At 69.6% G+C, this 17,247-nt stretch carries 16 protein-coding genes; 12 read left to right on the top strand and 4 right to left on the bottom strand.

Annotated elements, in window-relative coordinates; translation table 11 throughout:
• Nucleotides 1-35: 35 nt before the first annotated feature.
• Complete coding sequence (locus tag FFS15_RS06060) at nucleotides 36-683, bottom strand: response regulator transcription factor (protein ID WP_137844106.1); 648 nt, start codon at nucleotides 681-683, stop codon at nucleotides 36-38.
• Entirely contained in the window at nucleotides 680-1,837 is a 1,158-nt protein-coding gene (locus FFS15_RS06055; RefSeq protein WP_137844105.1) for a histidine kinase, read from the bottom strand. The genes FFS15_RS06060 and FFS15_RS06055 overlap by 4 nt, the downstream gene beginning before the upstream one ends.
• Before the next feature lie 207 nt (nucleotides 1,838-2,044).
• Between FFS15_RS06055 and FFS15_RS06050 the strand changes: the two genes are divergently transcribed.
• The 9 genes from FFS15_RS06050 to FFS15_RS06010 all read left to right on the top strand — a co-directional run bounded on the left by FFS15_RS06050 (nucleotide 2,045) and on the right by FFS15_RS06010 (nucleotide 12,213).
• A complete protein-coding gene (locus FFS15_RS06050; protein ID WP_137844104.1) occupies nucleotides 2,045-2,893 on the top strand; it encodes a nitrilase-related carbon-nitrogen hydrolase in 849 nt (282 codons plus the stop codon).
• 11 nt (nucleotides 2,894-2,904) lie between these two features.
• On the top strand, nucleotides 2,905-4,338 hold the full coding sequence (gene hydA / locus FFS15_RS06045) for a dihydropyrimidinase (protein ID WP_137844103.1): 1,434 nt from the start codon (nucleotides 2,905-2,907) through the stop codon (nucleotides 4,336-4,338).
• A gap of 62 nt (nucleotides 4,339-4,400) precedes the next feature.
• Complete coding sequence (locus tag FFS15_RS06040; RefSeq protein WP_137844102.1) at nucleotides 4,401-5,417, top strand: TIGR03842 family LLM class F420-dependent oxidoreductase; 1,017 nt, start codon at nucleotides 4,401-4,403, stop codon at nucleotides 5,415-5,417.
• Nucleotides 5,414-6,289, top strand: a complete 876-nt coding sequence (locus tag FFS15_RS06035; protein ID WP_171013101.1) for an ABC transporter permease subunit — start codon at nucleotides 5,414-5,416, stop codon at nucleotides 6,287-6,289. Before FFS15_RS06040 ends, FFS15_RS06035 begins: the two co-directional genes overlap by 4 nt.
• Nucleotides 6,289-7,122, top strand: coding sequence for an ABC transporter ATP-binding protein (locus FFS15_RS06030; RefSeq protein ID WP_137844101.1), 834 nt, complete (start codon nucleotides 6,289-6,291; stop codon nucleotides 7,120-7,122). Before FFS15_RS06035 ends, FFS15_RS06030 begins: the two co-directional genes overlap by 1 nt.
• Nucleotides 7,119-7,952 carry an ABC transporter permease subunit gene (locus FFS15_RS06025; protein ID WP_249353779.1) on the top strand — a complete coding sequence of 278 codons (834 nt, stop codon included), beginning with the start codon at nucleotides 7,119-7,121 and terminating at the stop codon, nucleotides 7,950-7,952. The genes FFS15_RS06030 and FFS15_RS06025 overlap by 4 nt, the downstream gene beginning before the upstream one ends.
• Before the next feature lie 86 nt (nucleotides 7,953-8,038).
• Complete coding sequence (locus FFS15_RS06020) at nucleotides 8,039-9,193, top strand: ABC transporter substrate-binding protein (RefSeq protein ID WP_137844100.1); 1,155 nt, start codon at nucleotides 8,039-8,041, stop codon at nucleotides 9,191-9,193.
• A gap of 114 nt (nucleotides 9,194-9,307) precedes the next feature.
• Nucleotides 9,308-10,627, top strand: a complete 1,320-nt coding sequence (locus tag FFS15_RS06015) for an aspartate aminotransferase family protein (RefSeq protein ID WP_137844099.1) — start codon at nucleotides 9,308-9,310, stop codon at nucleotides 10,625-10,627.
• Between the two features lie 53 nt (nucleotides 10,628-10,680).
• The gene (locus FFS15_RS06010) at nucleotides 10,681-12,213 is read left to right on the top strand and encodes a CoA-acylating methylmalonate-semialdehyde dehydrogenase (protein ID WP_137844098.1); all 1,533 of its coding nucleotides are present in this window, start codon (nucleotides 10,681-10,683) and stop codon (nucleotides 12,211-12,213) included.
• Between the two features lie 147 nt (nucleotides 12,214-12,360).
• Here the strand turns inward: FFS15_RS06010 and FFS15_RS06005 are convergent, their stop codons facing one another.
• The gene (locus FFS15_RS06005) at nucleotides 12,361-13,338 is read right to left on the bottom strand and encodes a diacylglycerol kinase family protein (RefSeq protein WP_249353777.1); all 978 of its coding nucleotides are present in this window, start codon (nucleotides 13,336-13,338) and stop codon (nucleotides 12,361-12,363) included.
• Nucleotides 13,339-13,387: 49 nt separating this feature from the next.
• A complete protein-coding gene (locus FFS15_RS06000) occupies nucleotides 13,388-13,834 on the bottom strand; it encodes an Lrp/AsnC family transcriptional regulator (RefSeq protein ID WP_137844147.1) in 447 nt (148 codons plus the stop codon).
• A 128-nt stretch (nucleotides 13,835-13,962) separates the two neighbouring features.
• Between FFS15_RS06000 and FFS15_RS05995 the strand changes: the two genes are divergently transcribed.
• From FFS15_RS05995 to FFS15_RS05985, 3 genes are all read left to right on the top strand, one after another.
• Nucleotides 13,963-15,369 (top strand): DUF6421 family protein, encoded by a 1,407-nt coding sequence (locus FFS15_RS05995; protein WP_137844097.1) that lies wholly within the window; start codon nucleotides 13,963-13,965, stop codon nucleotides 15,367-15,369.
• Nucleotides 15,366-16,052 carry an SDR family NAD(P)-dependent oxidoreductase gene (locus FFS15_RS05990; RefSeq protein ID WP_137844096.1) on the top strand — a complete coding sequence of 229 codons (687 nt, stop codon included), beginning with the start codon at nucleotides 15,366-15,368 and terminating at the stop codon, nucleotides 16,050-16,052. The genes FFS15_RS05995 and FFS15_RS05990 overlap by 4 nt, the downstream gene beginning before the upstream one ends.
• 124 nt (nucleotides 16,053-16,176) lie before the next feature.
• Entirely contained in the window at nucleotides 16,177-17,244 is a 1,068-nt protein-coding gene (locus tag FFS15_RS05985) for a low specificity L-threonine aldolase (protein WP_137844095.1), read from the top strand.
• Nucleotides 17,245-17,247 lie beyond the last annotated feature (3 nt).

Raw genomic sequence — 17,247 nt, 5'->3', positions numbered from 1 at the left:
GGCGTGTCTCGTCCGTAAACGGACAGGGGCGGGGGTCAGGCGAGGCCGTGCTCGAAGGCGAAGACCACCAGCTGCACCCGATCGCGCAGAGCGAGCTTGGTGAGGATGCGGCTGATGTGGGTCTTCACCGTCGCCTCCGACAGGAACTCCCGCGCCGCGATCTCGGCGTTGGAGAGACCGCGCGCTGCGAGGGCGAAGATCTCGCGCTCGCGCTCGGTCAGCGCGCCGTAGGAAGGTGGCACGGCCCTCGGCGCGGCATCCGCGAAATGCGCGAACAGGTCGCGGGTGGCGGATGCCGCGATCACGGCCGATCCGGCATGCACCGTGCGGATTGCGGCGAGAAGGAACTCGGGGTCGGCATCCTTCAGCAGGAACCCGCTCGCGCCCTGCCGGATCGCCCGCGCCGCGGCTTCGTCGAGGTCAAACGTCGTGAGCATGACGATGCGCGGCGGGTCGGCATCCTGCAGCAGCTCCGCGGTTGCGGCGAGGCCGTCCATCACCGGCATCCGGATGTCCATGAGCACGACATCCGGACGCGTCGCGCGGACGACCGCGAGCGCCTCGCGACCGTCGGCTGCCTCGGCGACGACCTCGAGATCGGGCTGCGAGTCGACGAGCATGCGGATGCCGGCGCGGAACAGCGCCTGGTCATCGACGAGCGCGACCCTGATCACGCCGGTCATTCCGCTGCCCCGATCGGGAGGCCGGCGGTGACGACGAAGTCGGCGCCGCGATGCTCGGCGCCGAGCCTGCCTCCGGCGAGCTGCGCACGCTCGCGCATGCCGATGACCCCGTGTCCGAGCCCACCCCCCGGCTCGACTCCGGGGGGCACGGGGTTGCGCACCTCGAGATCGACCCGGTCGGGGTGCCAGGCCAGCCGCACATCGACCGGCCCCCGCGGCTCGCCGTGGCGCAGCGCATTGGTGAGCGCCTCTTGCAGGATCCGGTAGACGGCCAGCTGCACGCCCGCCGGCGGCTCTCCCACAGGTGCGGGGTCGACGTCGATCCGCAGTTCGACCCCGGCCGCCCGCACCTGGGCGTACAGCTCTTCGAGATCGGCGAGCGTCGGCTGCGGGCCGTCACCCTGGCTGTGGCGCAGCTGCGCGAGCAGCAGTCGCACGTCGGCCAGCGCGGCGCGCGCAGTGGTCGAGATCGTGCCGAGGGCTTCGGTGGCGACGGCGGGGTCGGCTGCCGCGGCGTACCGCGCGCCGTCGGCCTGCGCGATCACGACCGCGAGCGAGTGGGCGACGACGTCGTGCATGTCGCGGGCGATCCGCACGCGCTCCTGCTCGACGACCGCCTCGGCCTCGGCCTCTTCCTGGGCGCGCCGGTTCTCGCGGGCGCGCATCGCCGTGCGCACGAGCGCGCCCACGGTCCACGACAGCAGCAGCGCGAACCCGGCGGCCACGAGCACGGCGAGCGCGAGCGGGATCGTGCTCCACGTCACGCCACCGGCGCCGAAGGACGGCCGCAGCACGAGGTACAGCGTGATCACGACCGCCCCGACGAACGACGAGGCGAATCCGAGCCAGAACACCAGCCGCGTCCCGTATGCCGCGGTCGTGTACAGCACCGCGAAGATCGCGACGTTGGCGGGCATCGGCGGCACGCCGACCAGCATCTGCAGGATCGCCCCGAGCCAGGCGACCCCCAGCGCGCGCCCCGGCGCGAGACGCCGCAGGCCCAGCGCGACCGCCATCGCGAGGGTCGGCACGATCTGATTCAGATCGCCGACGGGCCACCCGCCCGGCGCCTGGTACGCCAGGGCGACGAGGGCGAAGGCGACGGCGACCGACCCGTCGACGACGACCTGGTACGGCTTGAGGGGGCGGAACACGCACTCACGCTACGCGAGGGCGGATGCCGCGGCATCCGTCGTGCGATGTAGTTCGCCCGTGAATTCCTAAGGTCTGCCCAGCCAACCATTGCGCCCGCCGGAGTGAGGCTTTACTGTCGCGTCACAGGCCGAAACCGATGAGAAACGTCGAGTCGACAGGATCAGGGAACGGCCCGAAGACCCGAGTACGGCACGGACGGAGACACGATGACGACGGTACGCGCGGCCATTTCGCAGACCACCTGGACGGGCGACAAAGAGTCCATGCTCGACAAGCACGAAGGATTCCTGCGGGATGCCGCCGCCGACGGCGCGCAGGTGATGTGCTTCCAGGAGCTCTTCTACGGGCCCTACTTCGGCATCACGCAGGACAAGAAGTACTACCGCTTCGCAGAGTCGGCAGAGGGCCCGATCGTGCAGCGCTTCGCGGCGATCGCCAAGGAGCTCGGGGTCGTGACGGTCCTCCCGATCTACGAGGAGGCCGAGACCGGGGTGTACTACAACACCTCCGTGCTGGTCGACGCCGACGGCACGATCCTCGGCAAGTACCGCAAGCACCACCTCCCCCACCTCGACCGGTTCTGGGAGAAGTTCTACTTCCGTCCGGGCAACCTCGGGTACCCCGTGTTCGAGACCGCCGTCGGCCGGGTCGGCATGTACATCTGCTACGACCGCCACTTCCCCGAGGGATGGCGGGAGCTCGGCCTGAACGACGCGCACATGGTGTTCAACCCGAACGCCACCAAGCCCGGCCTGTCGAACCGACTGTGGGAGGTCGAGGGCCCCGCTGCGGCCGTTGCCAACGGCTACTTCGTGCTGCAGCCCAACCGCGTCGGCCGCGAGGACAACGAGTACGGCGATCTCGCCGTGGACTTCTACGGCACGAGTCAGGTGATCGACCCGCGCGGCAACTTCGTCGGCGAGCGCGGCTCGGGCGACCACGAGGAGCTGCTCGTGCGCGACCTCGACATGAACATGGTGCTGGAGATGCGCGACGACTGGCAGTTCTACCGCGACCGCCGTCCCGACTCGTACACGAAGATCGCGAAGCCGTAAGGAGGCCGATCATGACCACCACACTCATCAGCGGCGGCACCGTCGTCTCGGCGACGGGCCGCGGCGAGGCCGACGTCCTCATCGACGGCGAGACGATCGTCGCCGTGCTCGCGCCGGGTTCGCACCTGCTGGGCACCGACCTGGCGGCATCCGTCGACACCGTCATCGACGCGACCGGCAAGTATGTGATCCCCGGCGGCATCGACGCCCACACCCACATGGAGCTGCCGTTCGGCGGCACGAACGCGAGCGACACGTTCGAGACCGGAACCCGGGCGGCGGCGTGGGGCGGCACGACGAGCATCATCGACTTCGCGGTGCAGAAGTACGGCGAGCGCGTGCAGGACGGCCTGGCCGCGTGGCACGCGAAGGCCGCCGGCAACTGCGCGATCGACTACGGCTTCCACCAGATCGTCGGCGGTGTCGACGACGACTCGCTGCAGGCGATGCGCGGCCTCGTCGACGAAGGCGTATCCAGCTTCAAGCTGTTCATGGCGTACCCGGGCGTCTTCTACTCCGACGACGCGCAGATCCTGAAGGCGATGCAGGTCTCGGCCGACACCGGTCTGCTGACGATGATGCACGCCGAGAATGGCCCCGCGATCGACGTGCTCGCCGCGCAGCTCGCCGAGGCCGGCAAGAAGGCGCCGTACTACCACGGCATCGCCCGCGCGTGGCAGATGGAGGAGGAGGCGACGCACCGCGCGATCATGCTCGCCAATCTCACCGGCGCGCCGCTGTACGTCGTGCACGTGAGCGCCAAGCAGGCCGTCGAGCAGCTGGCGTGGGCCCGCGACCAGGGCTGGAACGTCTTCGGCGAGACCTGCCCCCAGTACCTCTACCTGTCGCTCGAGGAGCAGCTCGGCGCGTTCAGCGAGGAATGGGGCCAGTTCGAGGGCGCCAAGTGGGTGTGCTCGACGCCGCTGCGCTCGCGCGGCGAGGGCCACCAGCACCACATGTGGCAGGCGCTGCGCACGAACGACATCCAGATGGTCTCGACCGACCACTGCCCGTTCTGCATGAAGGGGCAGAAGGAGCTGGGGCTCGACGACTTCCGCGCGATCCCGAACGGCATCGGGTCGGTGGAGCACCGTATGGACCTCATGTACCAGGGGGTCGTCACCGGCAAGATCACGCTCGAGCGGTGGGTCGAGCTCACCTCGACCACGCCCGCGCGCATGTTCGGCCTGTATGGGCGCAAGGGCGTGATCCAGCCCGGAGCCGACGGCGACGTGGTCGTCTACGACCCGAACGGCCACACCAGCATCTCGGCGGCGACGCACCACATGAACATGGACCACTCCGCGTGGGACGGCTTCGAGATCGACGGCCAGGTCGACACGGTCATCTCGCGCGGCAAGGTGATCGTCGACGGCGGCGCATACCACGGCGCCAAGGGCGACGGCCGCTTCCTCAAGCGCGGCCTGAGCCAGTACCTGATCTGACCACCGGTGATCGAGTATTCAGCCCCTTCCCCGGTGATCGAGTAGCGGAGCGTATCGAGATCATGGACTTCGGAGTCGTCCTCCAGACCAACCCGCCCGCCGCGCGCACCGTGCAGCTGGCCAAGCTCGCCGAGGCGCACGGCTTCAGCCACGTGTGGACGTTCGACTCGCACCTGCTGTGGCAGGAGCCGTACGTCATCCACTCGGCGATCCTCGCCGAGACGAAGCGCATCACGGTCGGCCCCTTCGTCACGAACCCCGCCACGCGCGACTGGACGGTGACGGCATCCGTCTTCGCCACCCTCAACGAGATGTACGGCAACCGCACGATCTGCGGCATCGGCCGCGGCGACTCGGCGGTGCGGGTCACCAACGGCAAGCCGGTCACGATGAGTGAGCTGCGCGAATCCATCCACGTCATCCGCGAGCTCGCGAACTCGCGCCCCGTCGAATACAAGGGTGCGACGCTGCAGTTCCCCTGGAGCCGCGGCTCCGAGCTCGAGGTGTGGGTCGCCGCCTACGGCCCGCTCGCGCTGAAACTCACGGGCGAGGTCGGCGACGGCTTCATCCTGCAGCTGGCCGACGTCGACATCGCGGCGTGGATGATCAAGACGGTTCGGGATGCCGCTGCCGCAGCGGGCCGCGACCCCGACGCGATCGCGTTCTGCGTCGCCGCGCCGATGTACATCGGCGACGACTGGAAGCACATGCGCGACCAGTGCCGCTGGTTCGGCGGGATGGTCGGCAACCACGTCGCCGACATCGTGGCCAAGTACGGCGCGCACGGCACCGTGCCCGACGCCCTGACGGACTACATCGCCGGCCGCACGGGCTACGACTACAACACCCACGGCAAGTCCGACAACGACCACGTCGACTTCGTGCCCGACGAGATCGTCGACCGCTTCTGCATCCTGGGCACCGCCGACGAGCACATCGCCAAGCTCGAGCAGCTCCGCGCGCTCGGCGTGACCCAGTTCGCCGGGTACCTCCAGCACGACAACAAGGAGGAGACGATGCGGGTGTACGGCGAGACCGTGATCCCCGCGCTCTCCGCCCACGTGACGGCGAAGGCATGACGGCTCGGCGCTCCGGACTGGCCTGGCTCTGGGGGATCGTCGGCGTCTCGGCCGTCATCATCGCGTGGGAGCTGTACAAGTGGCTCGCGCCCGAGGACGGCGTGATCGTCGTCGGCGTGCGCATCCTCCCCCGCACGACCGATCTCGCGATGCCGCACGTGTGGGTGATGGCCGGTCGCCTCTTCGAGCCCGTCACGCGCCAGGAGGGCTCACCGCCGCTGTGGGGTGTCATCGCGCTCGGCGCGCTCACGACGCTGGGCATCGCCGCGGTCGGCTGGATCGTGGGCTCGATCGTCGGCCTCGCGTTCGCGCTGCTGATGCAGCGCTGGCGGCTCGCGGAATGGGGACTTCTCCCCTGGATCATTCTGAGCCAGACGGTCCCGCTCATCGCGTTCGCGCCGATCGTGAAGAGCTGGGGGTCTCGGATCGAGATCGCCGGATGGGAATGGCAGGACTGGATGTCGGTCGCCCTCATCGCGTCGTATCTCGCGTTCTTCCCGATCGCGGTCGGGGCGCTGCGGGGACTGCAGTCTCCCGATCGCATCCACACCGAGCTGATGCACACCTACGCCGCCGGCTACTGGCCGACGCTCGTGAAGCTCCGGCTGCCGGCATCCGTCCCCTATCTGCTGCCCGCGCTGCGTCTCGGCGCGGCCAACGCGGTCATCGGCGCCGTCGTCGCCGAGGTCTCGACGGGTCTGCAGGGCGGAATCGGCCGGCTGCTCATCCAGTTCGCCGGCCAGGCATCGGGCGACCCGGCCAAGGCCTGGGCGCCGATCTTCGGCGCGGTCGCACTCGGTCTCGTCGCCGCGGGTTCGGTGGCGCTGCTCGGCGTGCTCATGAAGGACTACCGGCGAGGAGAGGCGGCCTGATGACCGACACCGCGACCACAGACACCACGACGACCACGGCGGTGAGCGTGCGGGATGCCGCGAAGGTCTTCCCCTCGAAGGCCGGCGACGTCACCGCGCTCGACGGGATCGACCTGACGGTCGACGTCGGCGAGTTCGTGTCGCTCATCGGCCCGTCGGGCTGCGGGAAGTCCACACTCCTGCGGCTCATCGCCGACCTCGACTCCGCGACGTCGGGAACCGTCGAGGTGTTCGGCAAGCCCGCGCACCGCGCACGTCGCGACCAGGACTACGGCATCGCGTTCCAGCAGGCGGGGCTCCTGCCCTGGCGCACGGTGGCGGCCAACATCGCTCTGCCGCTCGAGATCCACGGCGTAGGGGCTGCGGAGCGCAAGGCCCGCGTGGCCGAACTCGCCGACCTCGTCGGGCTCTCGGATTTCGCGGACCGGCATCCCGATCAGCTCTCGGGCGGGATGCAGCAGCGCGTCGCGATCGCCCGCGCCCTCGCCGAGCGGCCTCGACTGCTGCTGATGGACGAGCCCTTCGGCGCGCTCGACGAGATGACCCGCGAGCGCATGCAGGCGGAGCTGTCGCGCATCGCCGCCGAGACCGGCGCGGCCGTCGTGTTCGTCACCCACTCCATCCCCGAGGCGGTGTTCCTCTCGGACCGCGTGGTCGTGATGTCACCGCGCCCAGGCCGCATCACCGACGTCATCGAGACCGGCTTCGGGACCGATGTCACGCGCGACGACACGCTGCGCGAGACGCCGGCGTTCTTCGCGATGGTCACCGCGGTGCGCGAGGCGCTGCACGGCACGCCGGCGCCGGCCGCGCGGGGAGCAGAGGAGCGATGACGATCACGCCCACGACGTCGAGCCCGCGGATCGCCCCACGCCGCACCGGGTGGAGCCCGGCCGCCGAGCGGCGCCTCCGGGTCATCGCGCCGATCGTCGTCGGCCTGCTCGTCCTCGCGCTGTGGCAGTTCCTGGTGACGGTCGTCGGCGTCTCGGACTACCTGCTGCCGAGCCCGGCCGCGATCCTCGAGCAGCTCGTCGAGTTCTGGCCGGCGATCCTGTCGGCGACGATCGTGACGGGCACCAACGCCCTCATCGGGCTCGTCGTCGGCACGCTGCTGGCGATCCTGCTCGCGGCGCTGGCCTCGCGCTGGCGCGCCGTCGACGGCATGTCGGCGCCCATCGTCGCCTCGCTCGCGGTCGTGCCGATCGTCGCCCTCGCTCCCGTGCTCAACTCCATGTTCGGCGCCGACAGCCAGTTCGGGCGCCAGGCGATCGCCGCGCTCGCGGCGTTCGTGCCGGTGTTCGTCAACACCCTCCGCGGTCTCCGCCAGACCCGCCCGGTCCATCGCGACCTCATGCGCGTCTATGCGGCATCCGGCAGTGAGACCTTCCGCAAGGTCACCCTGCCGACGGCGGTGCCGTACCTCATGACCGGCATCCGGATCGCCAGCTCGCTGGCCGTGATCTCCGCGCTCGTCGCCGAGTACTTCGGCGGTCCGCGCGGCGGACTCGGCACGTTCATCGCGACCTCTGCCGCCACCAGCGCGTACGCCCGCGCGTGGGCCTACGTCGCTGCGGCGATCGCGCTCGGACTCGTCTTCTACCTCGCGACGGCCCTGCTCGAGTGGCTCGTGCTCCGCCGCATCCCGACCGGAGGCCCGCGATGACGCGCGCCGCCTCACCGCGTCCTCGCCCCGCGAGGCCGGCACTGCACCACCGCAGCGAACCCCGCGAGGGGACTGAAAGGAACGACATGAGACACAGCACACGTCGCGCGCTCGCGACAGGCGCGTTCGCCCTGTCGACCGCGCTTCTGCTCGCCGGATGCTCCGGCGGCGACGCTTCTCCCGACGAGAGCGGCGAACCCGAAGCCGGTGAGCTCACCCCGGTGAAGCTCCAGCTCCAATGGCTCCCCCAGGCTCAGTTCGCCGGCTACTTCGCGGCGATCGACCAGGGCTTCTTCGAAGAGGAGGGCCTGGAGGTCGAGATCATCCCGTCCGGCGGCGACATCGTGCCGCAGGACGCGCTCGCCAACGGCGACGTCGACTACGCCATCGCGTGGGTGCCGAAGGTGCTCGGGTCGATCGAGGCCGGCGCCAACCTCACCGACATCGCGCAGATCTTCCAGCGCTCGGGCACCCTCCAGGTGTCGTGGGCGGACTCCGGGATCGAATCGGTGGCCGACTTCGAGGGCAAGACGATCGGCTCGTGGGGCTTCGGCAACGAGTGGGAGATCTTCGCGGCGATGGCCGCGGAAGGCCTCGACTCGTCGACCGTGCAGATCATCACGCAGGACTTCAACATGAACGCCTTCCTGCAGGGTGACATCGACGCGGCCCAGGCGATGACCTACAACGAGTACGCGCAGCTGCTCGAGACGCCGAACCCCGACACCGGCGAGCTGTACCAGCCCGACGACTTCAACGTCATCAGCTACCAGGACACCGTCGGCGCGATGCTGCAGGACGCGATCTGGGCCGACACCGCGCGGCTCGAGAGCGACGAGGAGTACGCCGAGACGACGGTCGCGTTCCTGAAGGCCGTCGTCAAGGGCTGGGCGTTCGCCCGCGACAACCCCGAGGAGGCCGCCGAGATCACCCTCGCGAACGGCTCTGCGTGGGGACCGAGCCACGAGCTGTGGATGATGAACGAGATCAACAAGCTGATCTGGCCCTCGCCCGACGGCATCGGCATCATCGACGAGGCCGCGTGGCAGCAGACGGTCGACGGGGCTCTCGCCGCCGTCAACGAGACCGGCGCGCACCTGATCACCGAGGAGCCTCCGGCGTCGGCGTGGTCGAACGAGTACATCCAGCAGGCACTGGACGAGCTCGAGGCCGACGGCATCGACCTCACGGGCGACGGGTTCACCCCGATCGAGGTCGAATTGCAGGAGGGCGGCAACTAGCCGCCGGACGATTCGTCTCGCATCGCTCGCTCGGCGGCCGGGTTGCCTGTTGACCCCCGGTCGCCGAGCGACGAACGTTGCGGGTGGGGAGCGCCTCACCGAAGGGAGTCGGTCATGACCACACCAGACCCGGACGCACTCGCGAAGGCGCTCGACCGCGAGCATGTGTTCCACTCCTGGTCAGCGCAGGCGGGTCTCGACCTGCCCGTGATCGCGGGCGGACTCGGCAGCGTCGTGTGGGATCACGCCGGCAACCGGATGCTGGATTTCGCGAGCCAGCTGGTGAACGTGAACATCGGCCATCAGCATCCGGCGGTCGTCGCGGCGATCCAGCAGCAGGCGGGCGAGCTCGCGACCATCGGTCCCGCCACCGCGAACCTCACGCGCGGGCAGGCGGCCGAGCGCATCCTGTCGAAGGCGCCGGACGGGTTCACCAAGGTGTTCTTCACCAACGGCGGCGCCGACGCGAACGAGAACGCCATCCGCATGGCCCGCCTCCACACCGGGCGCGACACGGTGCTCTCGACCTATCGCTCGTACCACGGCAACACGGGGGCGGCGATCGTCGCGACGGGCGATTGGCGACGGATGCCGAACCGCTACGCCCGCGGCCACGCGCACTTCTTCGGGCCCTACCTCTACCGAAGCGAGTTCTGGGCGACGACGCCCGAAGAGGAATCGGCCCGCGCTCTTCACCACCTCGAGCGGGTCATCCAGTCCGAAGGCCCGACGACGATTGCCGCGATCCTGCTCGAGTCGGTGCCCGGCACCGCCGGCATCCTGCTGCCACCGCCCGGCTATCTCGCCGGCGTCCGGGCGCTCTGCGACCGGTACGGCATCATCCTGATCCTCGACGAGGTCATGTGCGGCTTCGGGCGCACCGGCCGCTGGTTCGCGTTCGAGGGGTACGACGTGGTCCCCGACCTCATCACCTTCGCCAAGGGCGTGAACTCCGGCTACGTGCCGGTCGGCGGCGTGATCATCTCCGACGCGATCTCGGCGACGTTCGACGACCGGGTCTTCCCGGGCGGGCTCACCTACTCGGGGCATCCGCTGGCCGCGGCATCCATCATCGCCTCGATCGACGCCATGCAGGATGAGGGCATCGTCGAGCATGCCCGCCGCATCGGCGCCGAGCGCATCGGCCCGGGGCTGCGGTCGCTCGCCGACAAGCACCCGCTCATCGGCGAGGTGCGCGGCGAAGGCGTGTTCTGGGCGATGGAGCTCGTCACAGACCGCGAGACGCGCGAACCCGTCGGCGCGGATGTCATCGGAAAGCTCAAGACCGAACTCACCGCGCGGGGGCTCATGCCCTTCGCAGCCGACAACCGGATCCACGTCGTGCCGCCCTGCGTCGTCACCGACGACGAGGTCTCCCAGGCAATGACGATCTACGATGAAGCCTTGACGAGCGTCGAAGAAGACCTCTTCTGACGCGTGCTGCGTCCTCTCACGAGGAGGGCTTCCCAATGAAGGGCAGGAACACGATGACCGACACCACGACCATGGAGCGGACCGACCGGGCTGCGACGACGATCCTCGACCACTGGGTCTCCGGCACCACCTGGGCCGGGGCATCCGAGCGCACCGCGCCGGTGTTCAACCCCGCCCTCGGAACCGTGCAGAAAGAGGTGCGGCTGGCCTCGGCATCCGATGTCGGCGATGTCGTGGATGTCGCGAGCGCGGCGTGGGCGCAGTGGCGCGACGCGTCGATCGCCAAGCGACAGACCGTGATGTTCGCGTTCCGCGAGCTGCTGAACGCCCGCAAGGGCGAGCTCGCCGAGATCCTCACCGCCGAGCACGGCAAGGTGCTCGCCGACGCGCACGGCGAGATCGCGCGCGGCATGGAGGTCGTCGAGTTCGCGTGCGGGCTCGGGCACCTCACCAAGGGCGCGTACTCCGAGAACGTCTCGACCGGCATCGACGTCTACACGCTGCGTCAGCCGCTCGGCGTCGTCGGCATCATCAGTCCCTTCAACTTCCCGGCGATGGTGCCGCTGTGGTTCTTCTCGATCGCGCTCGCAGCGGGCAACGCCGTGATCCTCAAGCCCTCTGAGAAGGACCCGACGGCGGCGAACTGGATGGCCGCCCTCCTGACCGAGGCCGGCCTGCCTGACGGCGTCCTCAACGTCGTGCACGGTGACAAGGAGTCGGTCGACGCACTGCTGGAGCACCCCGACGTGCGGGCGATCTCGTTCGTGGGCTCGACCCCGATCGCGAAGTACGTCTACGAGAACGCTACGCGCGCGGGCAAGCGCGTGCAGGCGCTCGGCGGTGCGAAGAACCACATGCTGGTGCTTCCGGATGCCGACCTCGACCTCGCCGCCGACGCCGCCGTCAACGCCGGCTTCGGCTCGGCCGGTGAGCGCTGCATGGCGATCTCGGTGGTGCTCGCCGTCGACACGATCGCGGATGCCTTCGTGCAGAAGGTGTCGGAGCGCATGGCGACGCTGCGCACCGGCGACGGCATGCGCGGCTGCGACATGGGGCCGCTCATCACCGGCGTCCACCGCGACAAGGTGACCTCGTACCTCGACGTGGCTGCGGCCGACGGGGCCTCGGTCGTCGTCGACGGGCGCGACGTCGAGATCGACGGCGACCCGAACGGCTTCTGGCTCGGACCCACCCTGATCGACAACGTGCCGACATCGTCGACGGTGTACACGGACGAGATCTTCGGACCGGTGCTCTCGGTCGTACGCGTCGAGGGGTATGAAGACGGCCTCGGCATCATCAACTCGAGCCTGTACGGCAACGGCACCGCGATCTTCACGAACGACGGCGGCGCCGCACGGCGCTTCCAGCGCGAGGCGCAGGTCGGCATGATCGGCATCAACGTGCCGATCCCGGTGCCGGTCGCGTACCACTCGTTCGGCGGCTGGAAGGCCTCACTCTTCGGCGATGCGAAGGCCTACGGCCCCCACGGGTTTGAGTTCTTCACGGCTGAGAAGGCGATCACGAGCCGGTGGCTCGACCCGTCGCACGGCGGTCTGAACCTGGGCTTCCCCCAGCACGATTGAGCAGCGCGCCAGCGCGTATCGAGATCTCCCTGCCAGGTTCGTCGAGTGCACGGCATCCCGTCCAAAGCGCGGCTTACCGACCGCGGTAAGTCGTGCACTCGCGGGTAGGTCGTGCACTCGCGAACCGGGGCGGTGCAGGAGCGGGGATCAGGGGATGCTGTCGGGCTCCGGCGCGAAGACCTCGAGCCCCGCAGGCACGGCGACGCACCGCAGCGTGAAGCCCGCGGCGTCGCGCTCGACGAGCTCGCCGTCGTGCACGTAGACCGACGGGCGCCCCGCCCGCGGTCGCACCTGCAGGCTGATCTCGCGCACGACGGACCGCTCGACGTCGGACTCGGGCGGCATCAGCCGGACGGCGCGGAGGACCGCGGCGGCGCGCCGGCCGAAGACGAGCGCGGCGACCGAGCGCGCCCGGCTGCCGCGCGCGTGGTGGATGCGCACGTCGAGCACGCCGCCGTCGACGTCTCCCCGCTGCATGGTCGCGACCTGGCCGGGGGTGTTGCGTCCGACGCTGATGAACACCGACCACACCTGTGCGCGGCGGCCGCCCTGCACGATCGTGAGGGGCTCGGTGCTGCGCAGCGCGGTCCATGCGGCGACGACACCGCCGATCCATTTGCCGAGGTGTCCGCGGCGCTCGCGCTCGTCGATGACCTCGGGGTAGGTGCCGACCGAGACGGCGTTGAGCACGGTGATCGGTTCGTCGTCGTCGGATGCGACCTCGGCGACCCCGACGGCGATCGTCGATCCGCGCTGCAGTGCGTCGATCGCGGTGTCGACGTCGTCGATCCCGAGCGCGCGGGCGAAATGATTGAACGTGCCGCCGGGCATCGCGAGCAGCGGCCGGTCGAACGTCCGGGCGAGGTGCGCCATGCGCGAGACCGAGCCGTCGCCGCCGTACACCCCGAGCACGACCGGTGCCGGGTCGGCATCCATCGCCTTCGTGACCACGTCGCCGAGGTCCTCGTCGTCGGCGAGTTCGTGCACGATCGCGTCGGGCAGGCGCTCGGCGAACGTGTCGGCGGGATCGCTGCGGATCACCGACGCGCCCGAGCCGGGGTTGCGCACGATGAACACGCCCTCGCCTGTCGTCGCGCTCTGCGGCGCGCCCGTCTCCCCCGTCACTCTCGAAGGCTACCCGCGCCCGCGCGCCTGACCGGCACGCCCCGGCAGATCACGCGGGGAGCAGCGGGCGATTCTCGTAGAACGTCTGGAGCACGACGGTCGTGCGCGTGTTGACCGAGGCGGCGATCCGGATGTCGCGGATGAGGCCCTCGAGTCGACGCGGCGAACCGACCCGCACGAACAGCATGTAGCTCGCGTCGCCGGCGGTCGAGTGGCATGCCTCGATCTCGGCGAGGTGCTCGAGCATCTCGGGCGCGTTGTCGGGCTGGGCGGGGTCGAGCGGCGTGATCTCGATGAAGGCGGCGAGGGGCTTGCCCACGGCCTCGGCGTCGAGCACCGCACGGTATCCCGTGATCACCCCGCGCGTCTCGAGGCGACGCAGCCGCGACTGCACCGCCGAGACCGACAGGCCGACAGCCGCCGAGAGCTCGGCGAGAGTGGCGCGGGCGTTCAGCGCGACCTCCCGCACGATCGCAGCATCGGTTTCATCGTCCATCTGAGCCATGGCGTCGACGCTACCAGGGCTCGGACCCGCAAACAGGAAACTTTCCTGTCAGTTCGAGTCACGAGCGGAGATTCTCTACAATCGACAACGAAACCGCACTCGAAGATCGAAGGACAGCCATGGCCCTCAACGCCGCCGCCCCCACCGCGCACACGGTCGTCGCGGGCGACCCCGTCGAGCAGACCGGCGCCTGGCTCCGCCTGAAGGACGCCGCCATCGCCCTGCAGGCGATCCAGGCGCAGGACGGCTCGGTGCCCGAGGCCGCCGACCACGCTGACGCGCGCACGGCCGTCGAGACCATCGTCGAAGCGATCCGCGAACTCTCCGCCCGGTTCCCGCACGATGCCGAGTACCTCGCGGCGTCCGCCCACGACTTCGAGCGGTGGAGCGATGCCGGCTTCGGCATCCCCGACTTCTACGACTCGCTCGTGGCCTTCCAGCCGCAGCAGCACCGCATCGACGGCATCCGTCATCTCGTCGTCTTCCCGATGTACACGCAGAACGGGTCGTCGAACCGCTACGTCGAGGCGCTGATCGTCGAGGGCATCTGGCCGGAGTTCATCGCCGAGCTCGAGAAGCAGTACACGAACCGGCTGTTCGTCTCGCTGCGTCTCATCGACTTCACGCCCGGCTACGACACGAACTCCGCCGTGCTCTTCCCCGAGACGGTCGCGATGCGCGAGATCCCCACCTTCACGTGGGGCGCGATCTTCCAGGACCGCGAGGCCGCGCGCTACCGTCGCGTCGTCCGCGCAGCAGCCGAGATCACCAAACTCGAGCTGCCCGACTGGGCCGAGCAGATGCTCGACGACCAGGAGCTCACCGAGAAGACGTTCGTGATGTGGGACCTCATCCACGATCGCACCCACATGCGCGGCGACCTGCCGTTCGACCCCTTCATGATCAAGCAGCGGATGCCGTACTTCCTCTACTCGCTCGAGGAGCTGCGCTGCGACCTCACGGCGTTCCGCGAGTGCGTGGCGCTCGAGCGCGATCTGATGGAGCCCTTCTCGATCGGCGTTGCGCTCGACGAACTCCAGTCCGAGACCCTCAAGCAGGCGCAGCTCGTGCAGTACGCGGTGATCTTCGACCGCATCTTCCGCTTCGCGATCACCGGCACGCGCGTGCGCAACTACGACGCCGTCGGCGGGCAGCTGCTGTTCGCGTGGCTGCACCAGCGGGGCGTCCTGCACTGGACCGACACCTCGCTCGCCTTCGACTGGCAGAACGTTCCGGCCGCGGTCGTCGAGCTCAGCGACGCGATCGACCAGCTCTACTGGCGCTCGATCGACCGCCCGAAGACGGCGCACTGGCTCGCCGCGTACGACCTCGTGCGCGCCACCCTCACGCCGAACCCGGCGTCGCTGTGGGCGCAGGGTCTCGATCGCGAGGTGCTCGCGGGCCCGCCGAAGGGATATACCGACGCGGTCATGGACGACGAGTTCCCCCTCTCGATGTTCTTCGAGGCGCTCGAGAAGAAGATGCGCCCGGTGATCGAGTCGACCGCGGGCATCACCGGCGCATGAGCGTCACGGGGCGCGTCGTCGTGCTGGCGGGCGCGACGAGCGCCAGCGGGCTCGCGGCGGCGCAGGTGCTGAGCGCGGCCGGGGCGCGCGTGGTCGCGGTCGGGCGCGATGAAGCGCGATTCGTCTCGCTCCGCTCGCTCAACGACCGGCTGCATGCCGAAGGACGACCGGCTGTGCGACTGGAAGTGTGCGACCTGACGGATGAAGCCGCTGTCGCCGCCCTCGCCGTGCGCGTGCACGCGGCCGAGGGTCACGTCGACGGCATCCTGCACCTCGTCGGCGGGTGGCGCGGCGGCGGCGGTCTCGCGGGTCAGTCCGAGGCAGACTACCGCTTCCTCGCGCAGTCGCTCACCGCCCTCCGCAACGTCAGTCGCGCTTTCGACGACGACCTTCGAGAGTCGGATGCCGGTCGCCTCGCCCTCGTCTCGTCGACGGCCGTCGCCCGCCCGCTCGCCGGCGGCGCCAACTATGCGGCGGTGAAGGCCGCGAGTGAGGCTTGGACGCGAGCAGCCGCGCAGGGGTTCGCGAAGGCCGCACGGGATGCCGGCACACCACTCGCCGCGGCCGCAGTCGTCTTCCGCGTGAAGAGCCTCGCGGGGCAGGAGACCACGCTCGCGGAAACCTTCGCGGGGCTGTGGGACTCTCCGGCCGCCGACGTGAACGACCAGATCATCGACCTCTGACGTTCAGCATTCAGTCTCGGCACCTCGGGGGAGAGCGCACGGTCGCGCAGACGCGCGGCGGCGCGCAACCCGGCGAGACAAGCGGACTGAATCCCGAACGCCCGACGAACTAGATTGGACACTCGTGACCACGATCCACGACCCGAACATCCGCGGCTTCGCGTCCGACAACTACTCCGGCATCCACCCCGAGGTTCTCGCCGCCATCGCTGCGGCGAATGACGGGCACCAGGTCGCCTATGGCGAGGACGCCTACACCGAGCGCCTGCAGCAGGTCTTCGCCCACCACTTCGGCGAGGGCGTCGAGGCCTTCCCGGTCTTCAACGGCACCGGTGCGAACGTCGTGGGGCTGCAGTCGATGCTCCCCCGCTGGGGCGCGGTGATCGCAGCATCCACCGCCCACATCAACGTCGACGAGGGCGGCGCCCCCGAGCGCGTGGGCGGTATCAAGATCCTCAACGTCCCGACCGACGACGGCAAACTGACCCCCGAGCTCATCGACCGCGAGGCGTGGGGATGGGGCGACGAGCACCGCGCCCAGCCGCTCGTCGTCTCGCTGACGCAGTCGACCGAGCTCGGCACGCTCTACAGCGTCGACGAGCTCCGCACCATCGCCGACCACGTCCACGGCCACGGCATGCGCCTGCACATGGACGGCGCGCGCATCTCGAACGCCGCCGCATCGCTCGGAATGCCGCTCCGGGCCTTCACGCGCGACGTCGGCGTCGACGTGCTGAGCTTCGGCGGCACCAAGAACGGCGCGATGCTCGGCGAGGCGATCGTGGTGCTGAACCCCGAGGCTTCGGCCGGCCTCACGTTCCTGCGCAAGCTCGACATGCAGCTGTCGTCGAAGATGCGCTTCGTCTCGGCGCAGCTGATCGCGCTGCTCGAGGGCGACCTGTGGCTGCGCAACGCCTCGCACTCCAACGCGATGGCCCGGCGCCTGCGCGCAGGCGTGGAGGCCGGCATCGCAGACGGCTCGATCCAGGGCGTCGCCTTCACGCAGCAGACGCAGTCGAACGGCGTGTTCGCCACCGTTCCCGACGGCGTCGCCGACCGCCTGCGCGAATCGTTCCGCTTCTACGACTGGGATGCCGCGCGCAATGAGGTGCGCTGGATGTGCTCGTTCGACACGACCGAGGCCGACATCGACGCGTTCATCGCCGCGATCGCGCAGGAGACCAGCCGCTAGTCA

The sequence above is a fragment of the Microbacterium sp. 2FI genome (genome assembly GCF_005502885.1).
GTDB lineage: Bacteria > Actinomycetota > Actinomycetes > Actinomycetales > Microbacteriaceae > Microbacterium.
The sequence above is the reverse complement of the archived record's forward strand: the minus strand, read 5'-3'. Positions and strand labels throughout refer to the sequence as shown.

Coding starts and splice junctions, on each gene's coding strand:
- FFS15_RS06060 (WP_137844106.1), bottom strand. CDS start 683: ATGACCGGCGTGATCAGGGTCGCGCTCGTCGATGACCAGGCGCTGTTC.
- FFS15_RS06050 (WP_137844104.1), top strand. CDS start 2,045: ATGACGACGGTACGCGCGGCCATTTCGCAGACCACCTGGACGGGCGAC.
- hydA (WP_137844103.1), top strand. CDS start 2,905: ATGACCACCACACTCATCAGCGGCGGCACCGTCGTCTCGGCGACGGGC.
- FFS15_RS06040 (WP_137844102.1), top strand. CDS start 4,401: ATGGACTTCGGAGTCGTCCTCCAGACCAACCCGCCCGCCGCGCGCACC.
- FFS15_RS06035 (WP_171013101.1), top strand. CDS start 5,414: ATGACGGCTCGGCGCTCCGGACTGGCCTGGCTCTGGGGGATCGTCGGC.
- FFS15_RS06030 (WP_137844101.1), top strand. CDS start 6,289: ATGACCGACACCGCGACCACAGACACCACGACGACCACGGCGGTGAGC.
- FFS15_RS06025 (WP_249353779.1), top strand. CDS start 7,119: ATGACGATCACGCCCACGACGTCGAGCCCGCGGATCGCCCCACGCCGC.
- FFS15_RS06020 (WP_137844100.1), top strand. CDS start 8,039: ATGAGACACAGCACACGTCGCGCGCTCGCGACAGGCGCGTTCGCCCTG.
- FFS15_RS06015 (WP_137844099.1), top strand. CDS start 9,308: ATGACCACACCAGACCCGGACGCACTCGCGAAGGCGCTCGACCGCGAG.
- FFS15_RS06010 (WP_137844098.1), top strand. CDS start 10,681: ATGACCGACACCACGACCATGGAGCGGACCGACCGGGCTGCGACGACG.
- FFS15_RS06000 (WP_137844147.1), bottom strand. CDS start 13,834: ATGGACGATGAAACCGATGCTGCGATCGTGCGGGAGGTCGCGCTGAAC.
- FFS15_RS05995 (WP_137844097.1), top strand. CDS start 13,963: ATGGCCCTCAACGCCGCCGCCCCCACCGCGCACACGGTCGTCGCGGGC.
- FFS15_RS05990 (WP_137844096.1), top strand. CDS start 15,366: ATGAGCGTCACGGGGCGCGTCGTCGTGCTGGCGGGCGCGACGAGCGCC.